This window comes from Huintestinicola sp. (assembly GCF_050874005.1).
Taxonomy (GTDB): domain Bacteria; phylum Bacillota; class Clostridia; order Oscillospirales; family Ruminococcaceae; genus Huintestinicola.
Map to the genome: position 1 here is coordinate 39478 of NZ_JBNMJV010000013.1, position 24553 is coordinate 64030.

Sequence of the window (24553 nt, forward strand, 5' to 3'; positions counted from 1 at the left end):
TTTGGGGTTCACCCCTTTGCGGAGCTCTTCTAAGGATAAGGAGTTTCGCAGATAAACTTTGTTTATCATTGCGGAAGGGCGACAAGGGGGCGGGCTTGTTCGCAAGACCAATGCCCCCTTGACCCCTGCAAGCCTTTGGAAAAGGCTTGAGCGAAACTTTTAGTGTTTGGGGTCAATTACATAATCACGCACAAAGAAAGGATAGGTCACATCAATGAACGGTGCTACACCCGATATTGCTGCTTTGAAGCAGCGTTTTATTGACATCTACAGCGAAAACGTGAAGCGTGAAGGTTCTGACAAGCTTCTTGAATACCTGCTCTCCTCCAAAAGCGATTTCTTCACCGCTCCTGCCAGCACCCGTTATCACGGTTCCTATGAGGGCGGACTTCTTGAACACAGTCTGAACGTTTATGACTGTCTCTGCGATTATCTCGACCGTCCGAGAGTAAAGGAGCTGTACGGTCTTTCTGCCGACAAGGAGACAAGGGCTATTATTGCGCTTCTCCACGACATATGCAAGGTGAATTTCTACAAGACGGATTTTCGGAATGCAAAAAACGATCAGGGCGTTTGGGAAAAGGTGCCTTATTACACCATTGACGACCGTCTGCCCTATGGTCACGGGGAAAAATCCGTTTACATAATTACGGGCTTTATGCGCCTGTCACGTGAGGAGGCTTTTGCTATTCGCTTTCATATGGGCTTTTCGGGCAGTGAGGACATTAACCTTGTGGGCAGGGCTTTTGAGCAGTTTCCTCTTGCCTACGCTCTTCACGCTGCCGATATGGAGGCAAGCTATTTTATGGAGAGGTGACCTCTTCTTTCACGTAATAGCGGTACTCAAGCAGGAGATCGGTCATTCGTCCGTAGCTTTGTTTGCCGTCGGATACACCGCCGATCTTTAGTGTGGTGTCTATTGCCTTTGCGGAGACTGCCTGTGTTTTTTCGGTGGGTATCACGGCTTTTTGTCGGATATATTCCATATATTCCTCGCTTACAAAGGTATTGTCGATTATGACAAGAGGAGAAACAAGAGAGCAGAGACGGAGATATTCCTCATAGGGAAGAGATTTTTTGCAGGCGGAGAGGAGATAGTTCAATGCGCTTATATGTCCGCTGTATCTTACCTCCGGTTCTTCCGCTTCAAGGCAGGCTCTGTAGGCTATAAAGCCTGCTTCGTCCTCTCTGATAAAGCCTTTTAAATGGCTCAGCTCGTGCATTACGGTGCAGGGCACTCGGGCGGGGCTGAGGGCTTTGTTATAATTTGCCTCGAGGGTGAAGGGGAAATATATGCCCTGCAGGTCAAAGCTTGTCATTACTGCGCCGTTTATTTTCTTAGGTGTAGGGCATACGCCGCTGAGTTCGGGATATTCTTCGGAGAGAATGTTCATTGCACGCTCGGCAATGCTGTCGAAATTCTCGGGCAGGAGCATATCCCCGTTTTCGTCACGGGATATTTCCTCTGCAAGGGCATTGGCGCTTAGTATAGTTTCCTCGCAAAGCTGTGAAAGCTGCTCCGTGGTAAAGCCTGCGGCTCCTGCGCTGTTATGGTATTTCGGGGAAAACTCCGTGGTGCGGTAGAGGACAAAGCAGTTAAATGTTTCGGTAAAGATTATGTAGATAAGCACCCAGCCGAAAAATATGCCGAAGTCTTTTAAAAGACGTTTTTTCTTTTTCACCGCTCCTATAATGACCACAAATGGTGTGGCAATGAGCAGGAGTATGCCGAGGACTATGAGTATCTCTCCCAGCGAGAAGGGGAGTATTCCCGTTACTGTGCTTATGATGTCGGACAGGGGAGCGAAAATATGTCTCATATAAAAGTCTGCGGCTGAGGTGCAAAACATTGCGGCAATATTTGCGGCTGCGGAGAGGGCAAGTATTATGAGCATTGCGATGATATTTTTTGAAAGCTTCTTCTTTTCGGGCATAGGTTCTCCTTTTTTTTATAATTTTCGGGGAAAGGTTTTATTTTATGACAAATTTTTACAATAAACACTGTGAGGATTATTATAAAAAATATCCTTCGGTGTATGATTTTTTTACGTCATCAAATGGGCGTATCAAGGCGCTTAAAATATTCAAGACGGCTTCTACGGTGATAATGTATGCGGCTTATATTATCCTGCTTGCGTATCTCGGGGTCACGAGAGATTTGCGGATAATCAAGGCTGTGGCTGTTCCTGCCTTTGTTTTTTTGCTTGTTACGGCGGTGAGAAAGGGGATAAATGCGCCTCGCCCTTATGAGAAATATCCCATAAAGCCTGTGCTGCCGAAAGCCACCAAGGGAAAATCCTGCCCCAGCCGTCATACTGCCTGTGCGGTGGTCATTGCCCTTGCTTGCTTTTATGTGAATGTTCCTGTTGGGATAATTCTGATTGTGCTTGCGGCTCTGATAGCAGTTTCACGTCCGCTTATGGGAGTGCATTTTCCCCTTGATGTTGTTTTCGGGGTTGTGCTTGCGGTCATTCCCGGTGTTTTAGGATTTTATGTCATTCCCTGAGAATAAATATTGGTATTGGCGGACAGTTGGGGCGGTTGGAAAATTCGGCGGTTATTACGGTGTATTCCTCGCTGTCGATGGTCTTAACAAATTCAAGAAGAGCGTCCTTTTCCTCAAAGCCTGTGTCCCTGCCGTAGTAAAGTATCATTGATATAAGCCCGCCCTTTTTTATAAGGCGCAGGGCTTTCTTTACCGCTTCAAGACTTGTTTCCTTTTGGGTATGGACGGTATGGTCGCCCCCGGGGAGCCAGCCGAAATTAAAGGTTATGCAGGAGACGGTTTCTTCTTTTGCGTATTTGTCCATATCCGTATGGCTGCCGAGGACAAGCTCTGCTCTGTCCGATAAGCCCTTTTCCGAAAGAAGCTGTCTTGTGCTGTTTATTGCGTCTTCCTGGATATCAAAGGCTATGACTCTGCCGCTTTTTCCCGCAAGTTCGCAGAGAAAGGCGGTGTCGTTTCCCCGTCCTGCGGTGGCGTCTATGCAGATATCGCCTTCGCATACCCGCTCTGATATCACCCTTTTTGAGATGTCAAGGGCGTTGAATGTTTTTCTCATTTTGTTGTATTCCTCTCAATTCCCCATAATATTGCGCCGATGGCTCCTGCGTATGCTCCGTTTTCGGGGACGGTGAATGTGAGGCTGTGAAGCTGTCCTACGGCTTCAAGCATCTCTTTTCCCCCGGGCAGTTCGGCGGTTGAGCCTACGAATACGGCGTTTGTGATATCCGTTCCCTTGCAGGCAAATGCCGCCATTACGCCTGCGGTCTGGAATATCATATTTGAAAGCCCTGCGGCTATATCGGCAGGGGAATGGGATATATGGCGGCTGCCGAAATTTGCGGCGGTGACGTCGGCGGCAAGCCCGCCAAGGGTGCCTTTGCAGATATCGCCCATTGTCAGGTCTACCTTTGCAGGGTTTCCTTCTGTGATAAGGCGGTTCAGGGTATCTCTGTCGGTTATATTTACCGTAAGCTCTGCAAGTCCCGAAAGTGTGCCGCCGCCCACTCCGCTGCCGCCGATATGGGTGTATTTTTTATTATCGGCAATTACAAAGGCTGTTCCCGTTCCTATGCTGACGATGACCGCTTTGTCTATGCCGCTTAAATCTACGGCTCCTCTGCCGAAGCAGCCGAATTCCTCAAAGCAGGTGTGGGGGATTCCCTTAAAGCAGTTTTCGGCAATGTCCGAGCCTGCTCCCGTTATGCAGATATGCTTGGGAGGGGCGGTGATACCCGATTCGGCAAGGATTTTCCTTGCTTCGGCTTCAAGCTGTTCGCCGCTTACGCCTGCGGAAAATCTGCGGAGTGTGAGGATATTTCCTTTTTCGTCTGCGGCGGCAAGCTTTACTGCAGAGCTGCCTATGTCTGTTCCCAGATAATACATTTTTATCAAAGTCCTTTTTCAAGAGGTTCGGGATTGGTGCAGGGGATATTCCTGCTCTCTCTGTGAACGGGAGCTGCCCATTTTACGGCGTTTGCGATTATTCTCAGCACGTTTTCATCGTGATAGACGGGATACTCCTCGTGACCCGGCTGAAAATAGAATATCCGTCCTGCGCCACGTTTAAATGTCACGCCGCTTCTTAATACCTCGCCGCCCGAAAACCAGCCCATAAACACCACTTCGTCAGGGTTCGGGATATCAAATGGCTCGCCGTACATCTCCTCACGGGGCAGCTCGAAATGCTCGGGTATTCCCGCTGCTATTGGGTGGGAGGGGGATACGCACCATATCCGCTCTCTGTCGCCGTGACGCCATTTAAGATTGCAGGAGGTGCCGCAGAGGGCTTTGAATATTTTGCTGTGATGGGAGGAATGGAGGGGGATAAATCCCATTCCGCCGTTTATGCGCTCGGTGACAAGCTTTACCGTTTCATCGCTTACTCTGTCGTGCGCCTGATGTCCCCACCATATGAGAACATCGGTATCTTCAAGTATTTCCTTTGTAATGCCGTTTCGGGGCATATCGAGAGTGGCATATCTGACGGAAATGCTTTCGTCCCCCGCAAGATAGTTTCCTATTGCCTTATGTATTCCCTCGGGGTAAATTGCCGCCACCTCGGACTGTTCTTTTTCGTGGATATATTCGTTCCAGATAAGCACGTTTATCATTTCGAAAGCTCCTCAATAATGCGCTCGGCACATTCCTTTGCGGTGTCGTTCAGAGTCTTTTTTGATTTGGTTTCCGAACTTATCATTTCAAGCTCCATAAGCACATCTTCTAAAAGGCAGGCGGTGTCCTCATCGGTGCGTGTGTCCTCGGATAGGTTGGTGAGCTTGTCGTAAAAGGCTTCAAAGTTCAGTTTGCCGTTTAGCATATCGGTGCAGACAGCTGTAATTTTTTCGTTCATTATGACATCTCCTTAATAATTCTTATTACGTTCTCGGCGGACTTTTTCATATACAGAAGCTGATCATTTGCTCCGAAATGCTCAATGGAAAGGCTGCCCTTATAGCCGTTCGAAAGCAGCTTTTTTACAAGTCCCTCTATGCCGATATAGCCGCTTCCCACTTCGCAGGGGTACATTATCCGTCCCGAAAGGTCGGGCTTGCCATTGGTGTTATCGGAGTTTGCACGTGAGCGGTCATGGGAGCGATCCTTGAGGTGGACGTGGGATATGTATTTTCTGAGCTTTATGTATGCGTCCTCGGCGTTTTCAAGGCTGTAGGCGAAATTTCCCGTATCAAATGTAAATCCCAGTCCCTTTACATTTTCCATAAACCACAGAAGTCCGTCCGAGGTGGAATAGGGGGCGGCATTGTCGTCAAAGTCCTCGAGAGTTACGGTTATACCGTATTTTTCGGCGGATTTGCACATAAAGTTTAGTGCCTCTGCCATTCTGTCCCGAACGGCATCAAAATTATCCTCGGGGTGTATAAAGCCCGGCACCGCAAGGACGGTTTTTGCGCCGAAATATGCGGCGGTTTCAAGATGGTTTAAGATCATTTCCTTTGAAACTCCAAATTCCTTGTGACCCATATCGTACATATTGTAAACCGAGGAAACGGAGAGTCCGCAGGAGTCAAAAAGCTTTTTCGTTTCCGATTTGTCGGATAGCCGCCACAGGTCACATTCAAGCCCCTTATAGCCTGCTTCTCGGGCATATGCGAGCATTTTTTCGGGAGATATGCCCTGCTGCTCTGCGCCCTCGAAAATGTGTTCAAGAAAGATGTTCAGCTGTGGGAATTTTGGTGCATACATAATAGTGTTCCTTTCACTTGCTTATTTTTCCTAGCAGAAGATAATTATTGTCTGCGGTGTGCTTGTTTGCAAAGCGGATATTGGGGGTGCTGCCCTTTTCATAGCTGTCCTCAAATGCGCCCACGGCAAGGTGCTTTCCTTTGGGGAGAAGGCTGCTGTCAAGGGTGAATGAGATAGTTTTTGTTTTGCCTGAGCCGAATGCTCCGCTGTCAATTTTAAAGCTTTTGGGCAGGACTTTTGTGACTCTGCCGCTTTGGTCGGTGACGGCAAATTTCAGCTCCATAGGGAAATATGCAGGGGCGTTTCCTGTGTTTTTTATCTTAACTTTTATCGTGGTTTTGCTCTCGTTTCGGGTGAGAGATGCCGAGGTCACGGTAAAGTTGTAACCCATTTCATTACTGAGCCGCTCCACAAGCTCCTTTTTGTCGCTGTAAAGAGCGGAGCCGTCATACATTGAGCCCCCAAGCGCCATATATGTGAGCTTTCCAACCTCAACCGAGTCGATGAGTGCCTTGTCCGTCCAGCTTCCGTCATCACGCTGATAGGAATAGCCATAGCACATCTCGCCCACGGTGGGGAGTTTGTTTTCCGCTGCGGGGAGGAGGGCTTTTTCGTGGCCGATGAGCCCCACAAGTCCGTCACGGCGGAGGGTTATGCCAAGAGAAACGGCATATTCGGAAACGGGGGTTGGCTTATCATTGTTGACAGGGAGAACCAGCTGTGTGCTGTGAAAAAGTTCCGACCAATCTTTGAGGCACTTTTTCTGCATATCCTCCGAGGGCATTTTGCTGCCTTCAAGACCGTAGGTGTGCCATTCGCCCCAGTTGCCGTAGGTGCGGATATCAATAAATTCAATGCGGCTGTCGCCGTCATAGCGCTCAGCAATGGCTTTTGCAAGGCTCATTGCGGCGGTATAGTAATGCTTGTCGCTCCAGACGGGTGTGCGCTGAGTGCTGTCATCGCTGTAGAATGATGTGGCGGCGGCGGTTGTGTATTTACAGCCATTGTCGTAGACATACTGAGGCACAAGCCCGTCGGGGGCATCTGAGCCTGAATCGGCGGGGACAATGCTGAATGCAAAGGTCTTGCCGCATTTATCGCATTGCTCTGCCAATTTATCTATCCGAGACCAGTCATAAACGCCCTCTGAGGTCTCGATATCCTTCCAGTTGAAGCGGGAATAGACTACGGATATCATATCCCAGGCGGGGTCATTTTCGATGCCGTAAACGGGGTCGTCAAACCAGCTTGCGTCATAGACATACTCTACCCAGCCTTTGTGGGGATTGGGCACTGCGGCGGTCTCGGGAGCTATGGGGAAAGCCATTGTTCCGCTTTCGGCGGACACGCTTGTGCAGAGCAAGGGGAGGGATATCACTGCGGCAAGGATAAGGGAAAGTATTCTTTTCATTTATAACATCTCCATTATATTATATTAGCGAGGAAAGGCGCTCGGAAACATCGGCAAACTGCTGTAATGTAAGCTGCTCGGGGCGGATATTTTCCGAAAGTCCTGAGGCTCTTATGGCGTTTATCACATCGGATTTGGGGATATCCATCGAGGAAGAAAGAGAGTTTGCAAGGTTCTTTCTTCGCTGGGAAAATGCCCCTCTTACCAGACGGAAAAAGTATTTTTCATCTGCCACCGAAACGGGCGGAGTTTCCCTTATATCAAGGCGTATCACGCAGGAATCCACATTTGGCGCAGGCATAAAGCTGCCCCTTGAGACGTTAAAAAGCAGCTTAGGCTCGGCATAGTAATGCACTGCCGCTGTCACCGCACCGCACTCCCTGCTGCCGGGCTTTGCACACAGGCGCACCCCTGCTTCCTTCTGCACCATTACCGTTACGGACTTTATGGGCAGGCGGCTTTCAAGGAGGTACATTATGATGGGCGAGGTGATGTAATAGGGGAGATTGGCGCAGACTGCCACGTCAAGTCCATTAAAATGCTCCTCTATGACCGCTTTCAGGTCGGTTTTCATAACATCGGCGTTTATGACGGTGACGTTATCGTATTCCGAAAGAGTTTCCTCCAGAATGGGGATAAGTCGGGTGTCTATTTCAACCGCAACCACCTTGTCCGCACGCTTTGCAAGCTCGTTTGTAAGCACCCCTACGCCTGTGCCTATCTCGATTATGCCGAAGCCTTTTTTGGCGTTTCCCATTTCGGCTATCTTCGGGCATATGGCAGGATTTATTATGAAATTCTGTCCCAAGGCTTTTGAAAAGGTGAAGCCGTGGCGCTCGAATATTTCTTTTATTACGTTTATGTTTGTGAGATTTTCCATAATTTCTCCTTATATAACCACCTTGCTGTTTTATAAAAACACCTTGCTGTTTTTATAAAACCACCTTGCAGGGCTTGTCTATCACCATACTGTCGGGGGTGACGTTGCAGGTGTATGCAAGAATTTTTACCCCGTTTTCGGCAGCCTTTTTCAGAGCTTCGGCAAACTGGGGGTGAGTTTCACGGTTCGGGGTAAAATATTTTGCCGTTTCCATCTGTATCACAAAGAGGATATAGGCTTCATAGCCCTCTTCTGCGGCTTTTATCAGCTCGTTTACGTGCTTTACTCCCCGCTCGGTGGGTGCATCGGGAAAGCGGCAGACGCCGTTATCCTCAAGTGTGCAGCCCTTGACCTCCATAAACATTTTCCGCTCGCCCGCTTCTATATAAAAGTCAAAACGGGAGCTGCCGTAGGTCGTTTCGGGGCGTATATATGTGACACCCTCAAAAAGCTTGGGGATAAATTCCATTGCTGCCTTATTGGGGCTTTGGCTGTCCATATTTATGAGCATACCGTTTTTGTAGACGGCTATGAGGTCATAGGCGGTTTTTCGGGACGAGCCCTCGAGGGCTTTCTCAAGTATTACCCTTGCTTCGGGGACGAGAAGTTCTTTACAGCGTCCCGTATTTTTTACGTGGACTGTTTCTGCCTTGCCGTTTATCTCGACTTTTGCGATAAATCTGTTGGGACGGGAGATGAATTTTCCCTCCGCCGTTTCTCCGTATTTTATGGGTATCACTCCTTACATCTGGTGCTTGACAACGCCGTATTCATCGTCAAGGCGGTAATAGGGGCAGGAGTAGTTTGTGCCGTTCATAAAGCGGTACATCTCGTCCTCGTCAAGATTTACAAGGCAGGTGTAGCAGTCGTAATCCTCGTCATATACGTAATTGACGCAGGTATCACAGTTGGTTTGGGATTTGGATTCCATTTTTCGGTGTCCTTTCGGTATTTCAGTTTCTTCTGTCCTCTCTGACAAAGGGATATTTTTATATTTTCCGTTTGAAAGGCAGTTATAGACAAGATAGGTTATTCCGAAGCAGCTTCATTTTTTTGCCCGGACTCTCTGTATATATTATCATATCACATTATAACACACAATTGCAAATAATGCAAATAATAGATGTGCTTTTTTGCATACCAAAAATACAAATCACTATGTTATAATAAAAAAGGGATATATCCTCAAAGCATTATATTAGGAGGTATTTATTATGACCGGACAAAAAAAATCAAAGGCATTTGCTATTCTGACTGCTTCGGCAATGGCAGCAAGCTGTATCGGGGCGCTTCCCGCTGCCACAGTTTCTGCAGCGGATAATACTCAGACCGCTGTTGTCACCCTTCCCGGAAACTATGCAAAAAAGATAAGCTTCTCCAAGGTGGGCTCCGGCGGGGAGTACAAGACCCTCTCCACAGATTTTAAGTTTATTGTCGGAAATCCCGATGACGTCAATGACCGCACAAATGAGGTGGCAGAGGCTATCTTAGAAGCAACGGGCGACTATGCCGATGTGTATTCCATCAAGGTGAAAAATATTGAGGCTGATTACACCTGGGAATACAAAACGGACAGGACCGATTATGAAATAAACCTGTTTCCCTATGCAGGCGGCGTGAATTCTAAGGGAAAATGGGTGGACGCTAACGTTCCCGAAAACAAAACTCTTTCCGACAAGACCGATAAGTATGACAAGAAAAAGGGCACCTATACCTACAACGGCAGCATTTCAAGCAAGAAGGTCGCAGAACTTTCGGGCGCAAAGATATCCGGCTACCGGAACCTGACCATAAATGCGGGCTTATGGAGCGACAATAAAAATGATTCCCTTACCTTCAAGGTCAACAGCATCAAGCTCAGCGTGACCTACGAAAAGGGTACACCCTCTATGTCATACAGCGAGCTCAGCGGGTATAAGTATCTCGGCATAACCTTCAAGCCGGACCTCGCTAAAAAGTGCACTCACCCCGGAAGCCACAGCGACGAAAAATATTGTCCGTGGGCGGCAGTTGCTATCGGCGGCATCACCTCAAAAGGCGCCGATACGGGAAGCAAGAACAAAATGTATGAAGCGAGAACTATGCAATCCAACAAGTCCTCTATAACAGTAGTAGTCAGCGTTAACGACATATACAAGGCTCTGGGTACCAAAAAGCTGAAAAGTATCTATTTCCAGAACTGGGACTGCCAAATAGTTAGCATCAAGGGCTCTAAAACAAAGCCGAATATGACCCTGGACACGGGCAGCTACAGCAGCGGCAAGATCAAAGAAGCTATGGACTGGTCTCCAAGCGGTGATGTTCCCACAGGAAAACCCGATAGGCTCCAGCTTATCAATATCCTTGAATATCCCTACGGAATGAGCCTGAAGGGCTATAAGGCAATAAAGATCAACTACACTATGAAAGCTCCTAAGAACACAGCAGGCGTTGCGGTAGTTCTCCACGGCTGGGCATCAGACGGCGTGGGCTGGGAGGAAAAATACTATGCCTCTGAAAAGAAAGGCACTATAATTATTGACCTTTCCAACTATCAGGACAAGTCTATCAATAACATCTATGTAGGTCCCGTTGCCAAGAGCTTCGTAAAGATCGGCGACACCTTCAGCCCCGGCTTTGAGATAACAAGCGCAGAGCTTCTGAACTCCAACAAGAAAAAGGCTTCCGTCGAGATAGAGGGTATAAAGCCTGACGAAAGCAAGTAATGACCATACGAGTATATTGAAAATCTGTCCCTCAGATGTCACACAGGGGCGTACATTCTGCCAAAACGGCAGGGTGTACGCCCCCTTTATATTCCCTCAATTTTAAGCTGGATATCCTCGTCCTTATCCACGTTATACTCCGCCGTATCGGGAATAAAACGGTTTCCTATGCGAAAATCTATCCCTGCTTTTCTTGCCTGACTTCCCTGGAATTTTCGCTTTATAAAATACATTTTCCCGTCCTTTACAAATCTTGCGCCCGTCTGATGAAAATAAAAGGGAATGTTTTTCTCCACGCATTCACGCCGAAGCTCGAGTATCCATTCATAGTGACAGGGACGGGCATACTGACCCGACTCGCCGCCCACCGAGACCTCTTCAATTCGCTCGTCAAGATAGTCCGAAATGTGTATCTCTTCAAGCAGGGGAGAGACTATTATCGAGCGGTGCTTAATGGGCAGGGAGAGAAATATGGGCAGGCGGAAGTCCGCTCTGTCCTGATTTTCTGCGGTGCAGCCGATTATCACATTGTCATAGCCCTCGCCCCAGTCGGGAGGGAGACATTTTTCAAGGCGGTCAATGCGCTTGGTGAAAAAATAAAAGTAACAGTCGCTCCGTTCTTTTATCATTTTCCAGCATTCTTCTCTCCACTCATCGGCGTCCTGCAGGAGAAAATCCGAGGTAAAACAGGTGAATATTATTTTGCCCGTGGGTATTTTATAACTGCCGTCACGCTTTTTTTGCACGGGCAGGTCAAATGCCTTTGTCTTTCGGCATAGACTGCTTGCGTCACTGCTGCCGTACATCTCGTCCTGCCTGTAAACATAGCAGTATCTGCACCCGGGACTTATTTTTGTACAGCCGTGCCAGGGGTTCCAGTCGGCATAAATTGATGGTGGCTTTTCCATTTTCTCAAACCTCTGAGACGATACTTTTCGATGTTTTTTCCATATTCGGATATCTTGCGAACATTATCCGGAACATCACTGCCGCAAGTGCAAGGGCAAGCAGGGTACGCTTGCGGACGTGAGAATGATGTTTTTCGGACATACTCAAATTCCCTTTAACAATTTATCCAATACCGCAGGATAATTCCGCTTTTCGTTAAATGCACATCATCGGGCACTTCATTTTCCAAAATGCCGCCGTTGGCTTCTATGGTTCGTTTTGAAGCAAGGTTTTCCTTGTCACAGGCTAACATCACCCTGCTGTCTCCGATTTCCCTGCATATAGGCAGGAGTAGCTTCAGCATTTCTTTTGCATAGCCCTTTCGGCGCTCCGAGGGCAAAACGCTGTACCCGATATTTCCACCGTATTTAAGCAGAAAATCTGAAAGAGGGTGCCTGTAGTCGATCATTCCCACAAGCTTATCATCGCCCTCTCTCACAGCAAGAAAGACCTCTGACGGAACATAGCCGTCACCGTATTTTCTCTTTAATCTGTTGTCAAAATCTGCCCATTCCGAAAAGGAAACGACTTCCTCAAGCCCTGCACAGCCGTCGAAGCTGTCGCCATTTTCCTGCATTTCACGCTTATAATCCATGACCTGCTCTGCATATTTTTCGGAAGGTCGGAGCAAGATGAGTTTATCCATAAGCTATCCCCATTTTAGTTGACCTTTTTAAGCACGGCGATACATTCAACGTGTTCATCGTTGTCCAAACAGATATCCATATCCTCCTCAATAATAGGAAGCCTGAATTTGATGGACTTTATCCATTGACCGTTTGGCTGACGTTCTTCGTATATCTGTATCTCGGAAACAAGTGCTTCGATGAGCTGCCGCCTTTCCGATTCATTCATCACAGCATACAGCTTTTCAAAATAAATCAGCACCTTGTAGATATTGTCACTTGTCAGCTTTTCGGCTTCAATGGATTGTTTCTTTGCTCGTGCGGCGATAAGCTGATTTTCAATACCCTCTATCTTATCATACATATTATAAAGGCGGTTGTCAAGGTCTGCCTTTCGATTAATATAGTGCCTGTCATCAGGATCAAGTGAGTCTATTTCTTCGATAAGCTTTGATTTTACCCCATAGGCCTGACGGAGCTGTTTTTCGTAATTTGCAAGCTCCTGTTCAATAGCGGTCGTATCGACCTGCATATTGATCTTGTCCTGCATCATAGAGGCGAATTTAGGATTGCTCACTAATTTAATTATAATCTCAGAAACAGAATTGTCAAGCAGTTCTTCATTTATCTGCTTTTTGTAATCGCACTTATAGCCACGATTCATATTTCGGTGCTTGCAGCCATAGTAGAAGAAATCCTTGTATTTTGTGCCGTCTTTCTTGTGCTTAACGCTCTTGTTTCCGTACATTCCCGCACCGCAGACAGGGCATTTTACAATACCCGAAAGCAGGTGTACCTTTGTATTCTTGCCGATATTAACATGCTCATACTTTTTAGCCTGTGCAAGAAGCTTTACCTGTGCGGACTGCCAGAGTTCTTCCGAAACAATTGGCTCATGCACTCCGTCTGTAAGCAGGAATTTTTCTTGTTCAACAAGGTGATAGTCGTTTCTTGTTCCGTGTATCTTTTCCATTTTTCTGCGGCCATAAGCGATCTTGCCGCAGTAAACGGGATTTTTAAGTATCTTGCGGATAAGCGAAGCATCAAAAAGCGGTGTTTTTCCGTTTTGACGTATTATCTTGTGAATGCCGTGATCTTCAAGATATTTGGCAATTCCATTTGCTCCCGTATTTGTGTTCACATACTGATTGTAAATCACACGAATAGCCTCGGCTTCTTCTTCGTTGATTACCAATTCGCCATTTATGAGTTTATAGCCATATGGGGCAAAACCGCCGTTCCATTTACCTTCACGGGCTTTCTGAATACGTCCTTCCATTGTCTGGACACGGATATTTTCTCTTTCAATTTCTGCAACGGCAGACAATACGGATATCATCAGCTTGCCAGCGTCCTTTGAAGAATCAATACCGTCCTCAACGCAAATAAGGTTTACTCCGAAATCCTGCATAACTTGTAGGGTGGACAGCACATCAGCCGCATTTCTTCCAAAACGTGAGAGCTTGAATACAAGCACATAGGATACTCCGTCCTTGCCCGACTTTATATCTTCCATCATCTGATTGAACTGCAATCTTCCCTCAATAGATTTTCCCGATTTACCTGCATCTTCGTATTCTTCGACAATTTCATAGCCGTTATAATCGGCAAAGGCTTTCATTCGTGCTTTTTGAGCATCTAAAGAGTAACCGTCGATCTGCATTGCGGTTGATACTCTTGTATATGTATAGACCTTTGTTGCCATATTGCAAAACTCATCTCCCATTTAAGCATAACAGGTTTGGACATATATCTCACGATTATTATATCATGCACAGTTGTTTTTGTCAACAGTCAATTTTGTATCTATATGTTCATTGCTGCTATTTTCATAGGATTCGGTATTTTGAGGTGTCGGAATATCATCAAAGGAGAGGTCTGCAGCATGCTTTTCAATCAATTCTGCTAAAAGGTTTGCAAAACCGTCCCATTCATCCGTCATGGACATTCTCCCTTCTTTGGTATTTCTTTTGTTCTTATATCTCTATTTGAGGATCAGTCTAACACTTTTCCTTGATAATAATAGTACCATAACGCAGATTTTTCTGATTGACGTCATTTTGACAGTAAATTGACGTCTGCAACATCTTTGTATTGAGTTTTGTTGATATTTGTGATATACTGTAATAAAAAGCCAACTGAGAGGAACTATAAATGCGCAGAGTAGATTTCAGTACAGTAATAAACATTATAATTGAAAATTGCCGTGAGAATATGCACACCGCAAAGGACAGAGAACGTGCATTCACTCAAACTGACCTTATAACCGGTTTTTTCTCCGAATACTACGACAGCTGTGATGATAAGGTATTTGATAGCTCATCAATATCACGCTGGATAAAGGGTAACAGACCAATTCCTGCCGATTTGATAAACTTTTATCGTGACAACGGCTATGAAAGCATAGGTAATAACTTTAAGGATAACTGTGCTGACGTAGTGTATGATTTTTCTAACCTCTACAATGAGCTTGTTACGCTTGTATCAAACGACTATTCCCTTTCCGAAGAAAAGAAAAACGAAATTATGATTGATATTGATACCGGCGATGAATCCGAAGTTTGCTGTTTTATCGGTAATATTATCTTTGCAGCCATTGACAGACATTTCGTGCCTGTCGATAAGCCTATGCTGTCCACCTCTGCAATAACCGTTTCCGAGTATGTGTTCGGTGCAGAAGTCCCGGCTCCTTGCAGATATTTCTGCGGCAGAGATACCGAGCTTGACGAATTGCATACAGCTTTGCAGGAGCATAGTAAAATTTTCATATCGGGCTTTGCAGGTATCGGCAAGAGCGAATTTGCCAAAGCGTATGTGAAGAAATACAAGAAAGAATACAAAAATGTCCTCTATTTCAACTATCCCGGAAGTCTGAAAGAAATGATAACCGATATGGATTTTGTCGGTGATAACATTTCTGATGATGAACACACTCGCTTTACCAAGCATATCCGATTTCTGAAAAGTCTGCGAAGCGACTCGCTTATCATCATCGACAATTTCAATGTGGCAAATGACAGCTTTCTCAGTACGCTTATAAATTACGGCTGTAAAATTCTGTTCACCACAAGAAGCAACATTGAGTGCGGATATATTTTCAATCTTGATGTTATCGGAAACTCCGATGAACTGTATCAGCTTGTTAGCAAGTATTATTCCTATGCCGATGAAAGCAAGGCTGTTATTAACGAGCTTATCGAAACCGTTCATCACCACACACTATCTGTTGAGATGATAGCAAAGCTTCTTGAAAAAGGCTTGCACAGTCCCGAAGAAATCCTTGAACATCTGCGGCAGAACAGCGCCGATCCCGAATCTGTCGATAAGATAAAAATCAGCAAAGACGGCGTAAACACAAGGGAAACATACTATAACCATATCCATTCCCTGTTCTCACTTTATCTGCTTGATGAAAATTATCAGAGCATAATGCGGAATATGGTTTTAGTCGATGAAGTTCGTATCAGATATTTTGCAAAACTGCTAAAACTGAATGATACAAACGGAATTAACGAGCTGTGTGAGCTTGGGTTTATCAGAAACGACCATGCAGACCTAATTTCGCTTCACCCTATGATAAGAGATGTTGTTCTGCTTGATCTGAAACCGTCATTTGAAAATTGCGACACTTTGATTACTAATCTGAAAAACAAGCTTCAAATCATAGGCTATGAGCTGCCCGACTCAGCAATTATCATTTCATGCATAAGAAACGTAATGAAATATATCGGCAGTACTGACAACAGTTCATATCTGAATTTCCTTGAAGCAGCATACATATTTCTTGATAATTACCATGAATATGATTTTATGGGAATCATCATTTCCGAAACCGAAAAGTTGTTCGATGATGAAGCAATCGGAAACGAAAACAGCAGAGCGTTGCTTCTGAACAATAAGGCAATGCTGCCTGTGAACCGAAATGAAAAGCTCGCTCATTCAATCAGCTTGATGAACAAGGCACTTTCAATGTGCGATGAAAAATCAAATCCCGTGCTGTTTGCCAACATAAATATGAACCTCGGTATTCTGTATAATGAAAATAAGGAAACCGAGCGTGGTCTGGAATTTATGGATAAAGCATATCTTTTCATAAAGCTGTGCAGGGCATACAATGACGATTTTATCTCCATTGCAAGAAATTACGCCGCAACACTTTGCGAAAATATGAGAGTTGACAAGGCTCTGGACGTTTTGCTCGAATGCGAATTTGCAACAGAAGGGTGCAGCTCCAATAATCATGCAGCATTGCTTTTTGACCTTGGAGCCGCATACATTCTGTCTGGAAATTATCCGCTGTCGGTAAAAAAATACAATCTCGCTTTTGCGGAATATTCTGCCCTCGGCTGTAATGATGAACTTACTGCAAGAAAAATTACAGCTGCACAGCAAATGCAAAGATATGGATTTGAGTACCCAAAGGAATGGGAAACAGACTATCTTGAATGACCATAACTCCTTCGTCTTGCACGTTCCTGCCTTTCACGTTCTTCCTGCTTTTCCAATTCGAGAAGGTACTCCATTTCGGCACGGCGCTGCTTTTCTTCTTCCAGCCTTGCAAGATAATCAAGTTCGGCATTTCTTACGGCGGTCGGCTCAGGCTCACGGATATATGTACCATCTTCTTGAAGCTCATAGCCTTGATGATACATTTCAATCTGTTCACGCAAATGCTCCTGATTACGAATTCGGTCAAAATCCGTATTAAGTGTTCTTTTCAGATCATGCAGATACCCTTTAACACGACTAAACTCATTCGATGCCCTGTTCAGCTGAGCACGGGCATCCTTTTTGCCCATGATCTGCTGTTTAATATAATTTATCAATTTCGGCAGCCAACCGGGAGAATGAGTATCATATCCGCACAATCCACCATGAAGAAGCGTTCTGTACAATTCTTCAAGCCGCTTCTGCTGAAACTCATTTCTGTCGGTATTGTTCAGCAGGCGGTCATACTCATTACCGTATTCATTCAGAAGTTCAAGCAGCTTTTCCTGCCTTTCAAGGTAAGAATATTTCCGAGAAAGTGTATCTACTTTCGCTTCCGCATTTCCGACAATAGTTTTCAAATCATCAACGGAATGAATATGATTATTGTGTATGTAACACAGCAGTTCCGCTGTTCTTCTTACCTCTGCATAAGTAACTTTTGATGTATTAGGATGTGACCTATAAAGCTCAATCTGCTTTTCACGAATGGTAACTGCATAATCAACCTGAACGCCAAGAAAAGCACTGATCTTCAATCCTGCAAATTCATTCTGCTTATTTGCAATTCTGGTTTGAAGCATTTCGAGAGAATAGCCATAACCGAGCTTTGCAACAGAACAGCCATATTTCACATTCGCAGGCTTTGCGATCATACGCTTTTCATTAGTGAAAACATAACCGTACTCACGCATTTTTTCAATAAGCGAATTTATATCTGTAACTTCGGGAGCAATAATCAGCTTGTCGATAACATCAGCCATTTTTACTTTCCATGAGCAGCCCTTTTTACGGGAATCCCATTCCTTATATTTCATTGAGCTGTGCTTCTTCGGATTTTTGATAATGCTCAATCCATGTTCAAGGCAAATTCTATCGGAAACCTCCTTCGCAAGATTATATGTGTATTGATCTCCGAACCAACGATTGCCCTTAACATCATAAGCGCAGACGGCTATGTGATTATGGCAATGCCCGGTGTTGGTATGCGTTGAAACGATAACCGGACGATCTTCACCAAACATTGCCTTAGCCCATTCCACCCCGATCTGATGAGCCATTTCGGGAGAAACAGACTCATCAAAGGACTGAACATATGAGTGAATACGGACACTTTCGTTTTTTCGCTTGCGGTAATTATCGAACTTGTTGCCTGCAAACGCTTCATAAATTTCCTTGAAGTCCTCGCAGACAGCGGCATAATCATTAGTACAGCAAATTGCTGTGCTGTACTTCATATCCTCGTTTTTGCCGGGATTGAGAATGTATTTCAGATGCGCCCTCGGTGTTGTGTGAATTGCGGTGTGCTTTATGTAAGCCAAATCACACCTCCTGACTTTTCAGAGGAGAGATATAGCTGTGAAATTCCTCGGAGATTTTCTCGACCTCCCGACGAAGCGAATCTATATCTCCCTTGAAAATAGACTTTTCGGAATTCACCACCATTGCGATCTGGTTGATGTTAGTTCCGATAGCACGCAAAAGCTGGTTGAAGCGGTAAATGTTTTCTGTGTCATACAGAATGATTTTGCCGTTGAGAGCCAGATTTCGGAGAAAGCTGCTGATACTCATGTTGGCGGCTTCGGCTCTCTGCTTAATAGCCGACATTTCATCTGCCGACACCCTTATTTTTATAAAGTTATCTCTATTCATAAATCTCCTTTCGACTTCGGATTTTGTTCCTACAAAATCAATGCTTGCTAAATCTACCCATAATTCTCTGTGGTTGAAAGGACTTGTTTTTCTCCCAATGCGAATATCCTTTCCCTCACAGAGAATAGCAAAAATTTACTGATTCTTTCTGAAAATCTTGGGGATGGCTTCGTACTTTTCGGTAAGAAGCCTGTTTTCCTCGGTCAGCTCATTGATACGCTTGTCACATTCTTCAATAGCCTGCTTTGATTTGCGTCTTTCTGCTTCAAGCTGTTCTGAAAGCTCGCTGATTTCCTTATCCTTTTCAGATAAGCTGCTTTTAAGGCGGTCAATTTCGGCAAGCAGTTTTTCATTATCTGCAAGGGATTTTGAAAGATGCTCATTTGCCTGTTCTGCATCTGTTTCCGCCGATTCCAGCTTATCCTGAAGTTCAGCATTTTCACGGGCAATACCCTCACATTCCTCAATAGCCTGCAGAACCTTTACATGAGTCGGGAGAAGAAAATCAACAGCAAAATCATCAAGCTCTATGCTTTCACCCTTGACCTTTGTAATATGACCTGCAAGCTCTTTATCCTTGTGATGGGTGATCTTTTTATATACTGTCTGAAACTTCAAATTATAATTGCTGCACAATTCTTTCACTGTCATAGCATCAACCTCCGATAAAATCCATGTCGATATCATCATCGTCAAGGGTATCAGCCGATTTTTCCACAGGCGTGTTGTCCTGCTCAATTTTCGTATGATTACTTGAACTGAAAACAGAAAGCAGTTTAGGGATTTCCGCTTCCAGGGTTGTGCGGATAACGGAAATTATTTCCTTCATATCGGACTTTTCACTCTTCTCGGTAGTATTACCGTTAATAACCGAAAACAAAATAGTTTTTATCGCATTATTAACCGTATGATATTTATTCTTGTCGATGTTGGCAAGAAAATCGGCAATCTTCTTATCGGACGGATTTTCAAGGGAGAGCCTGAGAGTAATTCTTTTCATCTGCTTCATTACTCAGACCTCTTTTCCAATGCTTTGAGGGACATTAACGCAAACTGCTGATAGCCTTTAGCTGTGGCACATATGTCATCAATGAAAATCACTTTGTCGGAATTGTATTTCCCGAAACGTCTGATAAACTGAACACCGCCGCCGCAAACATACAGCTTCATAAAATCGGGATCATACTCGCATCTGTAAAGGGCATCGAAAATCTTCCGGCAGTATTTTTCTGTTTCTTCAAGAAAAATGTTTTTGTAATTGTCGGGAGCATCGGTATCACCGGTTCTGATGAAAAGCTCAACTACTTCGGGATCAATCTTTTTGCCGTATGCAGCCATGACCGCTTTCTGAACTGCAATCATATACTGATTCACGCCCAGCTTTTCGGTTACGCATTTTTCTTCGATAGGCTTTTTATTATTGATCTGCAGAATATTTGCTGTGCCGTTTCCGATATCTACAACCATATTCACACCTGTCATATTGTGAAGATATTCCGTGACCGCAGCATATCCCTGGGGATAAACAAAGCAGCCGACTATTGTAAGATGGCAGTGAACGTTATTGTACTCGCAGTCGATATGCGGATCTTTGAGGAAATACTCTCTTGTACTTTCACGCTGAGCTGTGAGCATAGTGGTGGGACAGCCGACCGCAAGATAAATGTTGCCTTCATAATATCCGCAGCTGCGGCACTCATCGCAAATCGCTGCAATGGTCAACAGACGGAATTCTTCGTCAACGGTTTTATCGGGAATATACTCCTTGTGACCTTCGCCAATGCGGTAATACATATTATTAATGTGAAGAATCTTGCCTTCAAAGGCAGGCTTGGTCTTGTAGGCTGCAATTCCTGTGGGGAATGAGTGAAGCGAGTTTTTGATGTTTCCGTAGCCTGTATCAACAGGCACGATGATAGAATTGTTGTAAGGGATCATGCGATTTTTTCCTCCTTTGCCGCTTCTGCGACCTTTGATTTTAACATTCTGATGATAAGCTCCTCCGCCGTAACAGTTGCCTGTGTGTCGGTAAATGAGCTTACAATAAAGGTTGTCTTGCCAATGGTAACGCTGTGTTCAGAACCATCGGGCTTGTTGGTTCTTTCCTGCATTTTGTACCTCCGCTTTTTGTCGTATATATTGTATTCTTTAAGAGTCACATTCGGCCGAAAATGAGCATCTTGCGGATAATGGTGTCATTTTTATCGGAAATGACCTCCCTTATCCTGATTTCAATTCTATCACAAAGAAAAATTCTCCGATTGACGCCTTTTTGACAGGAAATTGACGTCGCACAGGTGTCATTTTTCGGATTTTGATGTCATTTTACGTTTGAAGCGTGATTTCCGCCTGCATTTTTGATGTCAAAACAGGCTTTTATGACGTCACTTATATTAACGGGTGGAGTCATTTTAACAAAAATGCTGTCACTTTTTATATATGGGCATAAAAAAACGAAGCTCCAAAGGCTGCAACAGCCTTCAGAGCTTCGTTTTTTGTGGATATTCGGTTGTAAGTACATATTTGCGTGAGTTTCAACTTGTGAGAATATTTTTTCAACCAGAGAGAATTGCAAGGGTATTCAACTTGAGAGAATGGGGGTAGGTTTTAGCAAGCATTGATTTTGTGGGAACAAAATCATGATGAACGCATCAATTGAAAAAAGCGAGTCGATGCTTATATTTTCAAATCGCTATAAACATTACTCTATTTTAGTATTGAAATATGATGGACTTTATGGTATTATTTTATTATAGACAAAAGCAGATATGGAGGTGTGCTGCTTTGATAAATGAATTACCTGTTTTCGATAATCACGATAAGGGCGAACGGCTTGCACTTGTGGGACTTAACGGTGCAGGAAAAACAACGCTGATAAAGCTTATTTGTGGACTTTACGACCCGACCGAGGGCGAGATTTTACTGAATGGCAAGCCTGTGAACAGCTATAACAGAGATGAATATTTCAAGCTTTTCGGTGCAGTTTTTCAGGATATATGTGTTTTGCCCGTGACTGTTGCGGAGAATGTTGCAGGTATGGAAACTGAAAAAATCGATATGGAAAAGGTTTATGATTGCCTGAAAAAATCGGGGATTTATGAAAAGGTTATGAGCCTGCCCGAAAAGGAAAATACTAAGCTTGTAAAATCCGTTTTTGAAAATGCAACCGAGCTTTCGGGCGGACAAACGCAGAAGCTTGCTCTTGCAAGGGCATTATATAAGGACGCTCCTATACTTTTACTTGACGAGCCGACCGCGGCACTTGATCCTGTTGCAGAGCAGAAAATGTATCTGAATTACGCTGATTATTCAAAGGGGAAATCTTCCGTTTTTATTTCACACAGGCTTGCTTCAACACGTTTCTGTGACAGAATTATTCTGATAGAAAACGGTGAAATTTCTGAGTGCGGAACTCACTCGGAGCTTATGGCGCATAGCGGAAAATATGCACAGCTTTTTGAGCTTCAGAGCAGCTATTACAATGACGGGGAGGTACAGAGAAATGAGTGACAATAGCGAAAAACTTCTTACGCCAAAGGAGAAACGGGAGATAATACGGCGAACGCTTAAGGCTGTGGGCAAGGCAGACAAGGGATATATTGCGAGAGATACGATAAAATACTGCGTTGACCTTTCGGGCAATATATTTTCGGTTTTTCTTTCTGCACTTGTCATTGACGGAATTGCAGGGGCGAAGCCTATCGAAACCATGCTGTTTTATGCAGCGATAGTTGTTGGTATTCAGTCGTTACTTTCCGTGATGCAAAGATTTCTTTTCAGACGTAATAATTATCATAGCTTCAGAAAAACCACAAATATGCAGAAAAGCCTTTGGCAAAAGGTTATGACTATGGATTTTGTTCACCTTGAAAGCACGGATACGCAGAACAGGTATGCAAACGCATGGCGCCAGCCCGAAAACAGAACCGCAGGAATTGAGGCGCTATGCAACTATTTCAGAAACACTGTCGGCGGAGCTTTTATGGTGGTATTAGGCGTTATTCTTATTATCCCGACAGCATTCAGAACACCCACCGAAACAGAGGGCTTTATCGGCTTTGTACAGTCAATTTGGGGATTTATTGCAGTGGCGGTAATTGTGACAGTACTGGAGCTTATAAAATCCTTAGTGATAAATCCAAAAGCAATAGTAGGCTTTGAAAAAATACATAATGATAAAAATGTTATTATGGCAAACCGTGCAGCCAATTTTTTCAATCATTACGTATTAAATAACTACCGCAACGGCAAAGAGATAAGAATGTATTCACAGCAGAGCCTTATTGAAAAGGAGCTTGACAAGGCACAGAAAACAAATTTTGACGGCTGGCTTCGGGGTTATAAAAATGCAATGCTTCCGAATTTTCTCTTTCAGCTTGTAAATATTCTGACCGAAATACTTATGTACGGCTTTGCGGTGTTAAGGGCGATGAGCGGAATGCTTACCCCCGGTGAGGTTATCGCTTTTGTGGGGTATTTCAGTGAAATATCCGCAGGCGTTTCGGAAATATCCGACGGTTATGGACTGCTGAAAATAACGCCTACATTCTGCAAGCAGTATTTCGACTTCCTTGACATTCCCGACGAAAAATATATGGGTACTATCCCCACCGAAAAGCGTGACGATAACGAGTACGAGTTTGAGTTCAAGCACGTTTATTTCAAATATCCCGACAGCGAGGAATATGTGCTGAAGGACATAAATCTGAAATGGCGTATCGGTGAGAAAATGGCACTTGTGGGCAAGAATGGCTGCGGAAAGTCCACGTTGGTAAAGCTGCTTTGTCGGCTGTACGACCCTACCGAGGGAGAAATTACCCTCAATGGTATCGACATAAAAAAGTATAAGTACGAGGAATATATGGCACTGTTCTCGGTGGTGTTTCAGGACAGCAAGCTGTTTTCGTTCAGCCTTGCGGAGAACGTTGCCGCCGATACGGAATATGACAGCGACCGTGTGACCGACTGCGTTATTCGAGCAGGACTGGGCGAGCGGCTCAACACGATGGAGAATGGAATTGAAACCTGTCTTTACAAGGATTTTGACGAGCAGGGCGTTGAAATTTCGGGTGGAGAAGCTCAAAAGCTCTGTCTTGCGAGGGCTATATACAAAGGCTCACCGTTCATTGTCCTTGACGAGCCAACAGCGGCGCTTGACCCCATCTCCGAACACGATATTTACACCAAATTCAACGGTATCGTGGGAACAAGGACTGCTATCTACATTTCTCATCGCTTGTCTTCCTGCCGCTTCTGTGATGAGATTACTGTTATGGAGGACGGTCGCATCGCAGAGCGAGGTTCGCACGATGAACTGATTGACAAGGGCGGCGTTTACAAGTCCCTTTGGACGGCTCAGGCGGAGTATTATAAGGATACGGCGGGGGAACTGTTTGCGTAAAGGAAAACAGCACATCATTTGTAGGTTGTACAAGTGATGTGCTGTTTATTAAATCCGCTGTATTTGTCATTACCGTAATTTTTAATGCTTCTTTATGTCACTCTGCCTAATTGAGAGGTAACGTTTTTTATTAATAAAACTGCTGGGTATTGTGCTTCTGATGTTGTATAATACTATAACATTATTATAGGCAATATTTGGTAATATATAACTTAACCGTCTCTGTTACTTCTACTGCAGAGGCGGATTCCTTTGTATAACATATGGTAATTTGGCAGACACAGACAATGTATTTCGCATTATTGTATCTTTATCGTATTAACAGTTGTTGCTTTTATTTCGTTTTTGAGTTGAACTTCTTCAATTTGTTTAATAGTATCCGCCAACCAATCCCCCAGACAAATAAAAAGGGAGACGGACAAAATGATCCGACTCCAAACAACTACAGGTTACTATGAACAACTCTAAGAAACTCCAAGTTACTACAATTAACTCTATCAAAGCACTTCGGAGTA

At 44.5% G+C, this 24553-nt stretch carries 27 protein-coding genes; 6 read left to right on the forward strand and 21 right to left on the reverse strand.

The window, feature by feature from the left end; genetic code table 11:
* Positions 1-214: 214 nt before the first annotated feature.
* Complete coding sequence (locus ACR0QN_RS06235) at positions 215-817, forward strand: HD domain-containing protein (protein ID WP_432650336.1); 603 nt, start codon at positions 215-217, stop codon at positions 815-817.
* Here the strand turns inward: ACR0QN_RS06235 and ACR0QN_RS06240 are convergent.
* Complete coding sequence (locus ACR0QN_RS06240) at positions 804-1934, reverse strand: DUF3810 domain-containing protein (protein WP_432650337.1); 1131 nt, start codon at positions 1932-1934, stop codon at positions 804-806. The two genes, ACR0QN_RS06235 and ACR0QN_RS06240, sit on opposite strands and share 14 nt — an antisense overlap.
* 44 nt (positions 1935-1978) lie before the next feature.
* On the opposite strand from ACR0QN_RS06240, the gene ACR0QN_RS06245 reads away from it, so the two are divergent.
* Positions 1979-2506 (forward strand): phosphatase PAP2 family protein, encoded by a 528-nt coding sequence (locus ACR0QN_RS06245; protein ID WP_432650338.1) that lies wholly within the window; start codon positions 1979-1981, stop codon positions 2504-2506.
* Here ACR0QN_RS06245 and ACR0QN_RS06250 read toward each other — a convergent pair.
* From ACR0QN_RS06250 to ACR0QN_RS06290, 9 genes are read right to left on the reverse strand one after another with little or no spacing between them, the layout of a single operon-like run.
* Positions 2496-3062, reverse strand: coding sequence for a class I SAM-dependent methyltransferase (locus ACR0QN_RS06250; RefSeq protein ID WP_432650339.1), 567 nt, complete (start codon positions 3060-3062; stop codon positions 2496-2498). The genes ACR0QN_RS06245 and ACR0QN_RS06250 overlap by 11 nt on opposite strands.
* Complete coding sequence (locus ACR0QN_RS06255) at positions 3059-3889, reverse strand: hypothetical protein (RefSeq protein WP_432650340.1); 831 nt, start codon at positions 3887-3889, stop codon at positions 3059-3061. Before ACR0QN_RS06255 ends, ACR0QN_RS06250 begins: the two co-directional genes overlap by 4 nt.
* Positions 3890-3894: 5 nt before the next feature.
* On the reverse strand, positions 3895-4617 hold the full coding sequence (locus tag ACR0QN_RS06260; protein WP_432650341.1) for a ThuA domain-containing protein: 723 nt from the start codon (positions 4615-4617) through the stop codon (positions 3895-3897).
* Positions 4614-4856: a hypothetical protein gene (locus ACR0QN_RS06265; RefSeq protein ID WP_432650342.1), complete on the reverse strand. Its 243-nt coding sequence runs from the start codon at positions 4854-4856 to the stop codon at positions 4614-4616. Before ACR0QN_RS06265 ends, ACR0QN_RS06260 begins: the two co-directional genes overlap by 4 nt.
* Positions 4856-5707 carry a sugar phosphate isomerase/epimerase family protein gene (locus ACR0QN_RS06270; RefSeq protein ID WP_432650343.1) on the reverse strand — a complete coding sequence of 284 codons (852 nt, stop codon included), beginning with the start codon at positions 5705-5707 and terminating at the stop codon, positions 4856-4858. The genes ACR0QN_RS06265 and ACR0QN_RS06270 overlap by 1 nt, the downstream gene beginning before the upstream one ends.
* Positions 5708-5720: 13 nt before the next feature.
* A complete protein-coding gene (locus ACR0QN_RS06275; protein WP_432650344.1) occupies positions 5721-7118 on the reverse strand; it encodes a DUF4832 domain-containing protein in 1398 nt (465 codons plus the stop codon).
* Positions 7119-7137: 19 nt separating this feature from the next.
* Entirely contained in the window at positions 7138-7998 is an 861-nt protein-coding gene (rsmA, locus tag ACR0QN_RS06280) for a 16S rRNA (adenine(1518)-N(6)/adenine(1519)-N(6))-dimethyltransferase RsmA (protein WP_432650345.1), read from the reverse strand.
* 52 nt (positions 7999-8050) lie between these two features.
* Positions 8051-8728: a DNA/RNA nuclease SfsA gene (sfsA, locus tag ACR0QN_RS06285; protein ID WP_432650363.1), complete on the reverse strand. Its 678-nt coding sequence runs from the start codon at positions 8726-8728 to the stop codon at positions 8051-8053.
* Positions 8729-8740: 12 nt separating this feature from the next.
* Complete coding sequence (locus ACR0QN_RS06290; RefSeq protein ID WP_432650346.1) at positions 8741-8929, reverse strand: DUF6472 family protein; 189 nt, start codon at positions 8927-8929, stop codon at positions 8741-8743.
* Positions 8930-9212: 283 nt separating this feature from the next.
* Here ACR0QN_RS06290 and ACR0QN_RS06295 point away from each other — a divergent pair, with 283 nt between their 5' ends.
* Positions 9213-10703, forward strand: a complete 1491-nt coding sequence (locus ACR0QN_RS06295) for a hypothetical protein (RefSeq protein ID WP_432650347.1) — start codon at positions 9213-9215, stop codon at positions 10701-10703.
* An 86-nt stretch (positions 10704-10789) separates the two neighbouring features.
* Here ACR0QN_RS06295 and ACR0QN_RS06300 read toward each other — a convergent pair whose 3' ends face one another.
* From ACR0QN_RS06300 to ACR0QN_RS06320, 5 genes are read right to left on the reverse strand one after another with little or no spacing between them, the layout of a single operon-like run.
* Complete coding sequence (locus tag ACR0QN_RS06300; protein WP_432650348.1) at positions 10790-11611, reverse strand: DUF5131 family protein; 822 nt, start codon at positions 11609-11611, stop codon at positions 10790-10792.
* A 4-nt stretch (positions 11612-11615) separates the two neighbouring features.
* On the reverse strand, positions 11616-11753 hold the full coding sequence (locus tag ACR0QN_RS06305) for a hypothetical protein (protein WP_432650349.1): 138 nt from the start codon (positions 11751-11753) through the stop codon (positions 11616-11618).
* A 13-nt stretch (positions 11754-11766) separates the two neighbouring features.
* Positions 11767-12297 (reverse strand): GNAT family N-acetyltransferase, encoded by a 531-nt coding sequence (locus ACR0QN_RS06310; RefSeq protein WP_432650350.1) that lies wholly within the window; start codon positions 12295-12297, stop codon positions 11767-11769.
* Positions 12298-12311: 14 nt separating this feature from the next.
* A complete protein-coding gene (locus ACR0QN_RS06315; protein ID WP_432650351.1) occupies positions 12312-14003 on the reverse strand; it encodes a recombinase family protein in 1692 nt (563 codons plus the stop codon).
* Between the two features lie 42 nt (positions 14004-14045).
* On the reverse strand, positions 14046-14219 hold the full coding sequence (locus ACR0QN_RS06320) for a hypothetical protein (protein ID WP_432650352.1): 174 nt from the start codon (positions 14217-14219) through the stop codon (positions 14046-14048).
* 212 nt (positions 14220-14431) lie between these two features.
* On the opposite strand from ACR0QN_RS06320, the gene ACR0QN_RS06325 reads away from it, so the two are divergent.
* Positions 14432-16726, forward strand: a complete 2295-nt coding sequence (locus ACR0QN_RS06325) for a hypothetical protein (protein WP_432650353.1) — start codon at positions 14432-14434, stop codon at positions 16724-16726.
* Here ACR0QN_RS06325 and ACR0QN_RS06330 read toward each other — a convergent pair.
* The 6 genes from ACR0QN_RS06330 to ACR0QN_RS06355 all read right to left on the reverse strand — a co-directional run bounded on the left by ACR0QN_RS06330 (position 16714) and on the right by ACR0QN_RS06355 (position 20748).
* Entirely contained in the window at positions 16714-18306 is a 1593-nt protein-coding gene (locus tag ACR0QN_RS06330) for a relaxase/mobilization nuclease domain-containing protein (protein WP_432650354.1), read from the reverse strand. The genes ACR0QN_RS06325 and ACR0QN_RS06330 overlap by 13 nt on opposite strands.
* Position 18307: 1 nt before the next feature.
* Positions 18308-18637 (reverse strand): plasmid mobilization protein, encoded by a 330-nt coding sequence (locus ACR0QN_RS06335; RefSeq protein ID WP_432650355.1) that lies wholly within the window; start codon positions 18635-18637, stop codon positions 18308-18310.
* 135 nt (positions 18638-18772) lie between these two features.
* Positions 18773-19288, reverse strand: coding sequence for a hypothetical protein (locus ACR0QN_RS06340; protein WP_432650356.1), 516 nt, complete (start codon positions 19286-19288; stop codon positions 18773-18775).
* Between the two features lie 4 nt (positions 19289-19292).
* Positions 19293-19646 carry a hypothetical protein gene (locus ACR0QN_RS06345; protein WP_432650357.1) on the reverse strand — a complete coding sequence of 118 codons (354 nt, stop codon included), beginning with the start codon at positions 19644-19646 and terminating at the stop codon, positions 19293-19295.
* Positions 19646-20575, reverse strand: coding sequence for a ParM/StbA family protein (locus ACR0QN_RS06350; protein WP_432650358.1), 930 nt, complete (start codon positions 20573-20575; stop codon positions 19646-19648). Before ACR0QN_RS06350 ends, ACR0QN_RS06345 begins: the two co-directional genes overlap by 1 nt.
* On the reverse strand, positions 20572-20748 hold the full coding sequence (locus ACR0QN_RS06355) for a hypothetical protein (RefSeq protein ID WP_432650359.1): 177 nt from the start codon (positions 20746-20748) through the stop codon (positions 20572-20574). Before ACR0QN_RS06355 ends, ACR0QN_RS06350 begins: the two co-directional genes overlap by 4 nt.
* A gap of 673 nt (positions 20749-21421) precedes the next feature.
* Here ACR0QN_RS06355 and ACR0QN_RS06360 point away from each other — a divergent pair.
* Together ACR0QN_RS06360 and ACR0QN_RS06365 are read left to right on the forward strand one after the other, a co-directional pair.
* The gene (locus ACR0QN_RS06360; RefSeq protein ID WP_432650360.1) at positions 21422-22147 is read left to right on the forward strand and encodes an ATP-binding cassette domain-containing protein; all 726 of its coding nucleotides are present in this window, start codon (positions 21422-21424) and stop codon (positions 22145-22147) included.
* A complete protein-coding gene (locus ACR0QN_RS06365) occupies positions 22140-24038 on the forward strand; it encodes an ABC transporter ATP-binding protein (protein ID WP_432650361.1) in 1899 nt (632 codons plus the stop codon). The genes ACR0QN_RS06360 and ACR0QN_RS06365 overlap by 8 nt, the downstream gene beginning before the upstream one ends.
* Positions 24039-24553 lie beyond the last annotated feature (515 nt).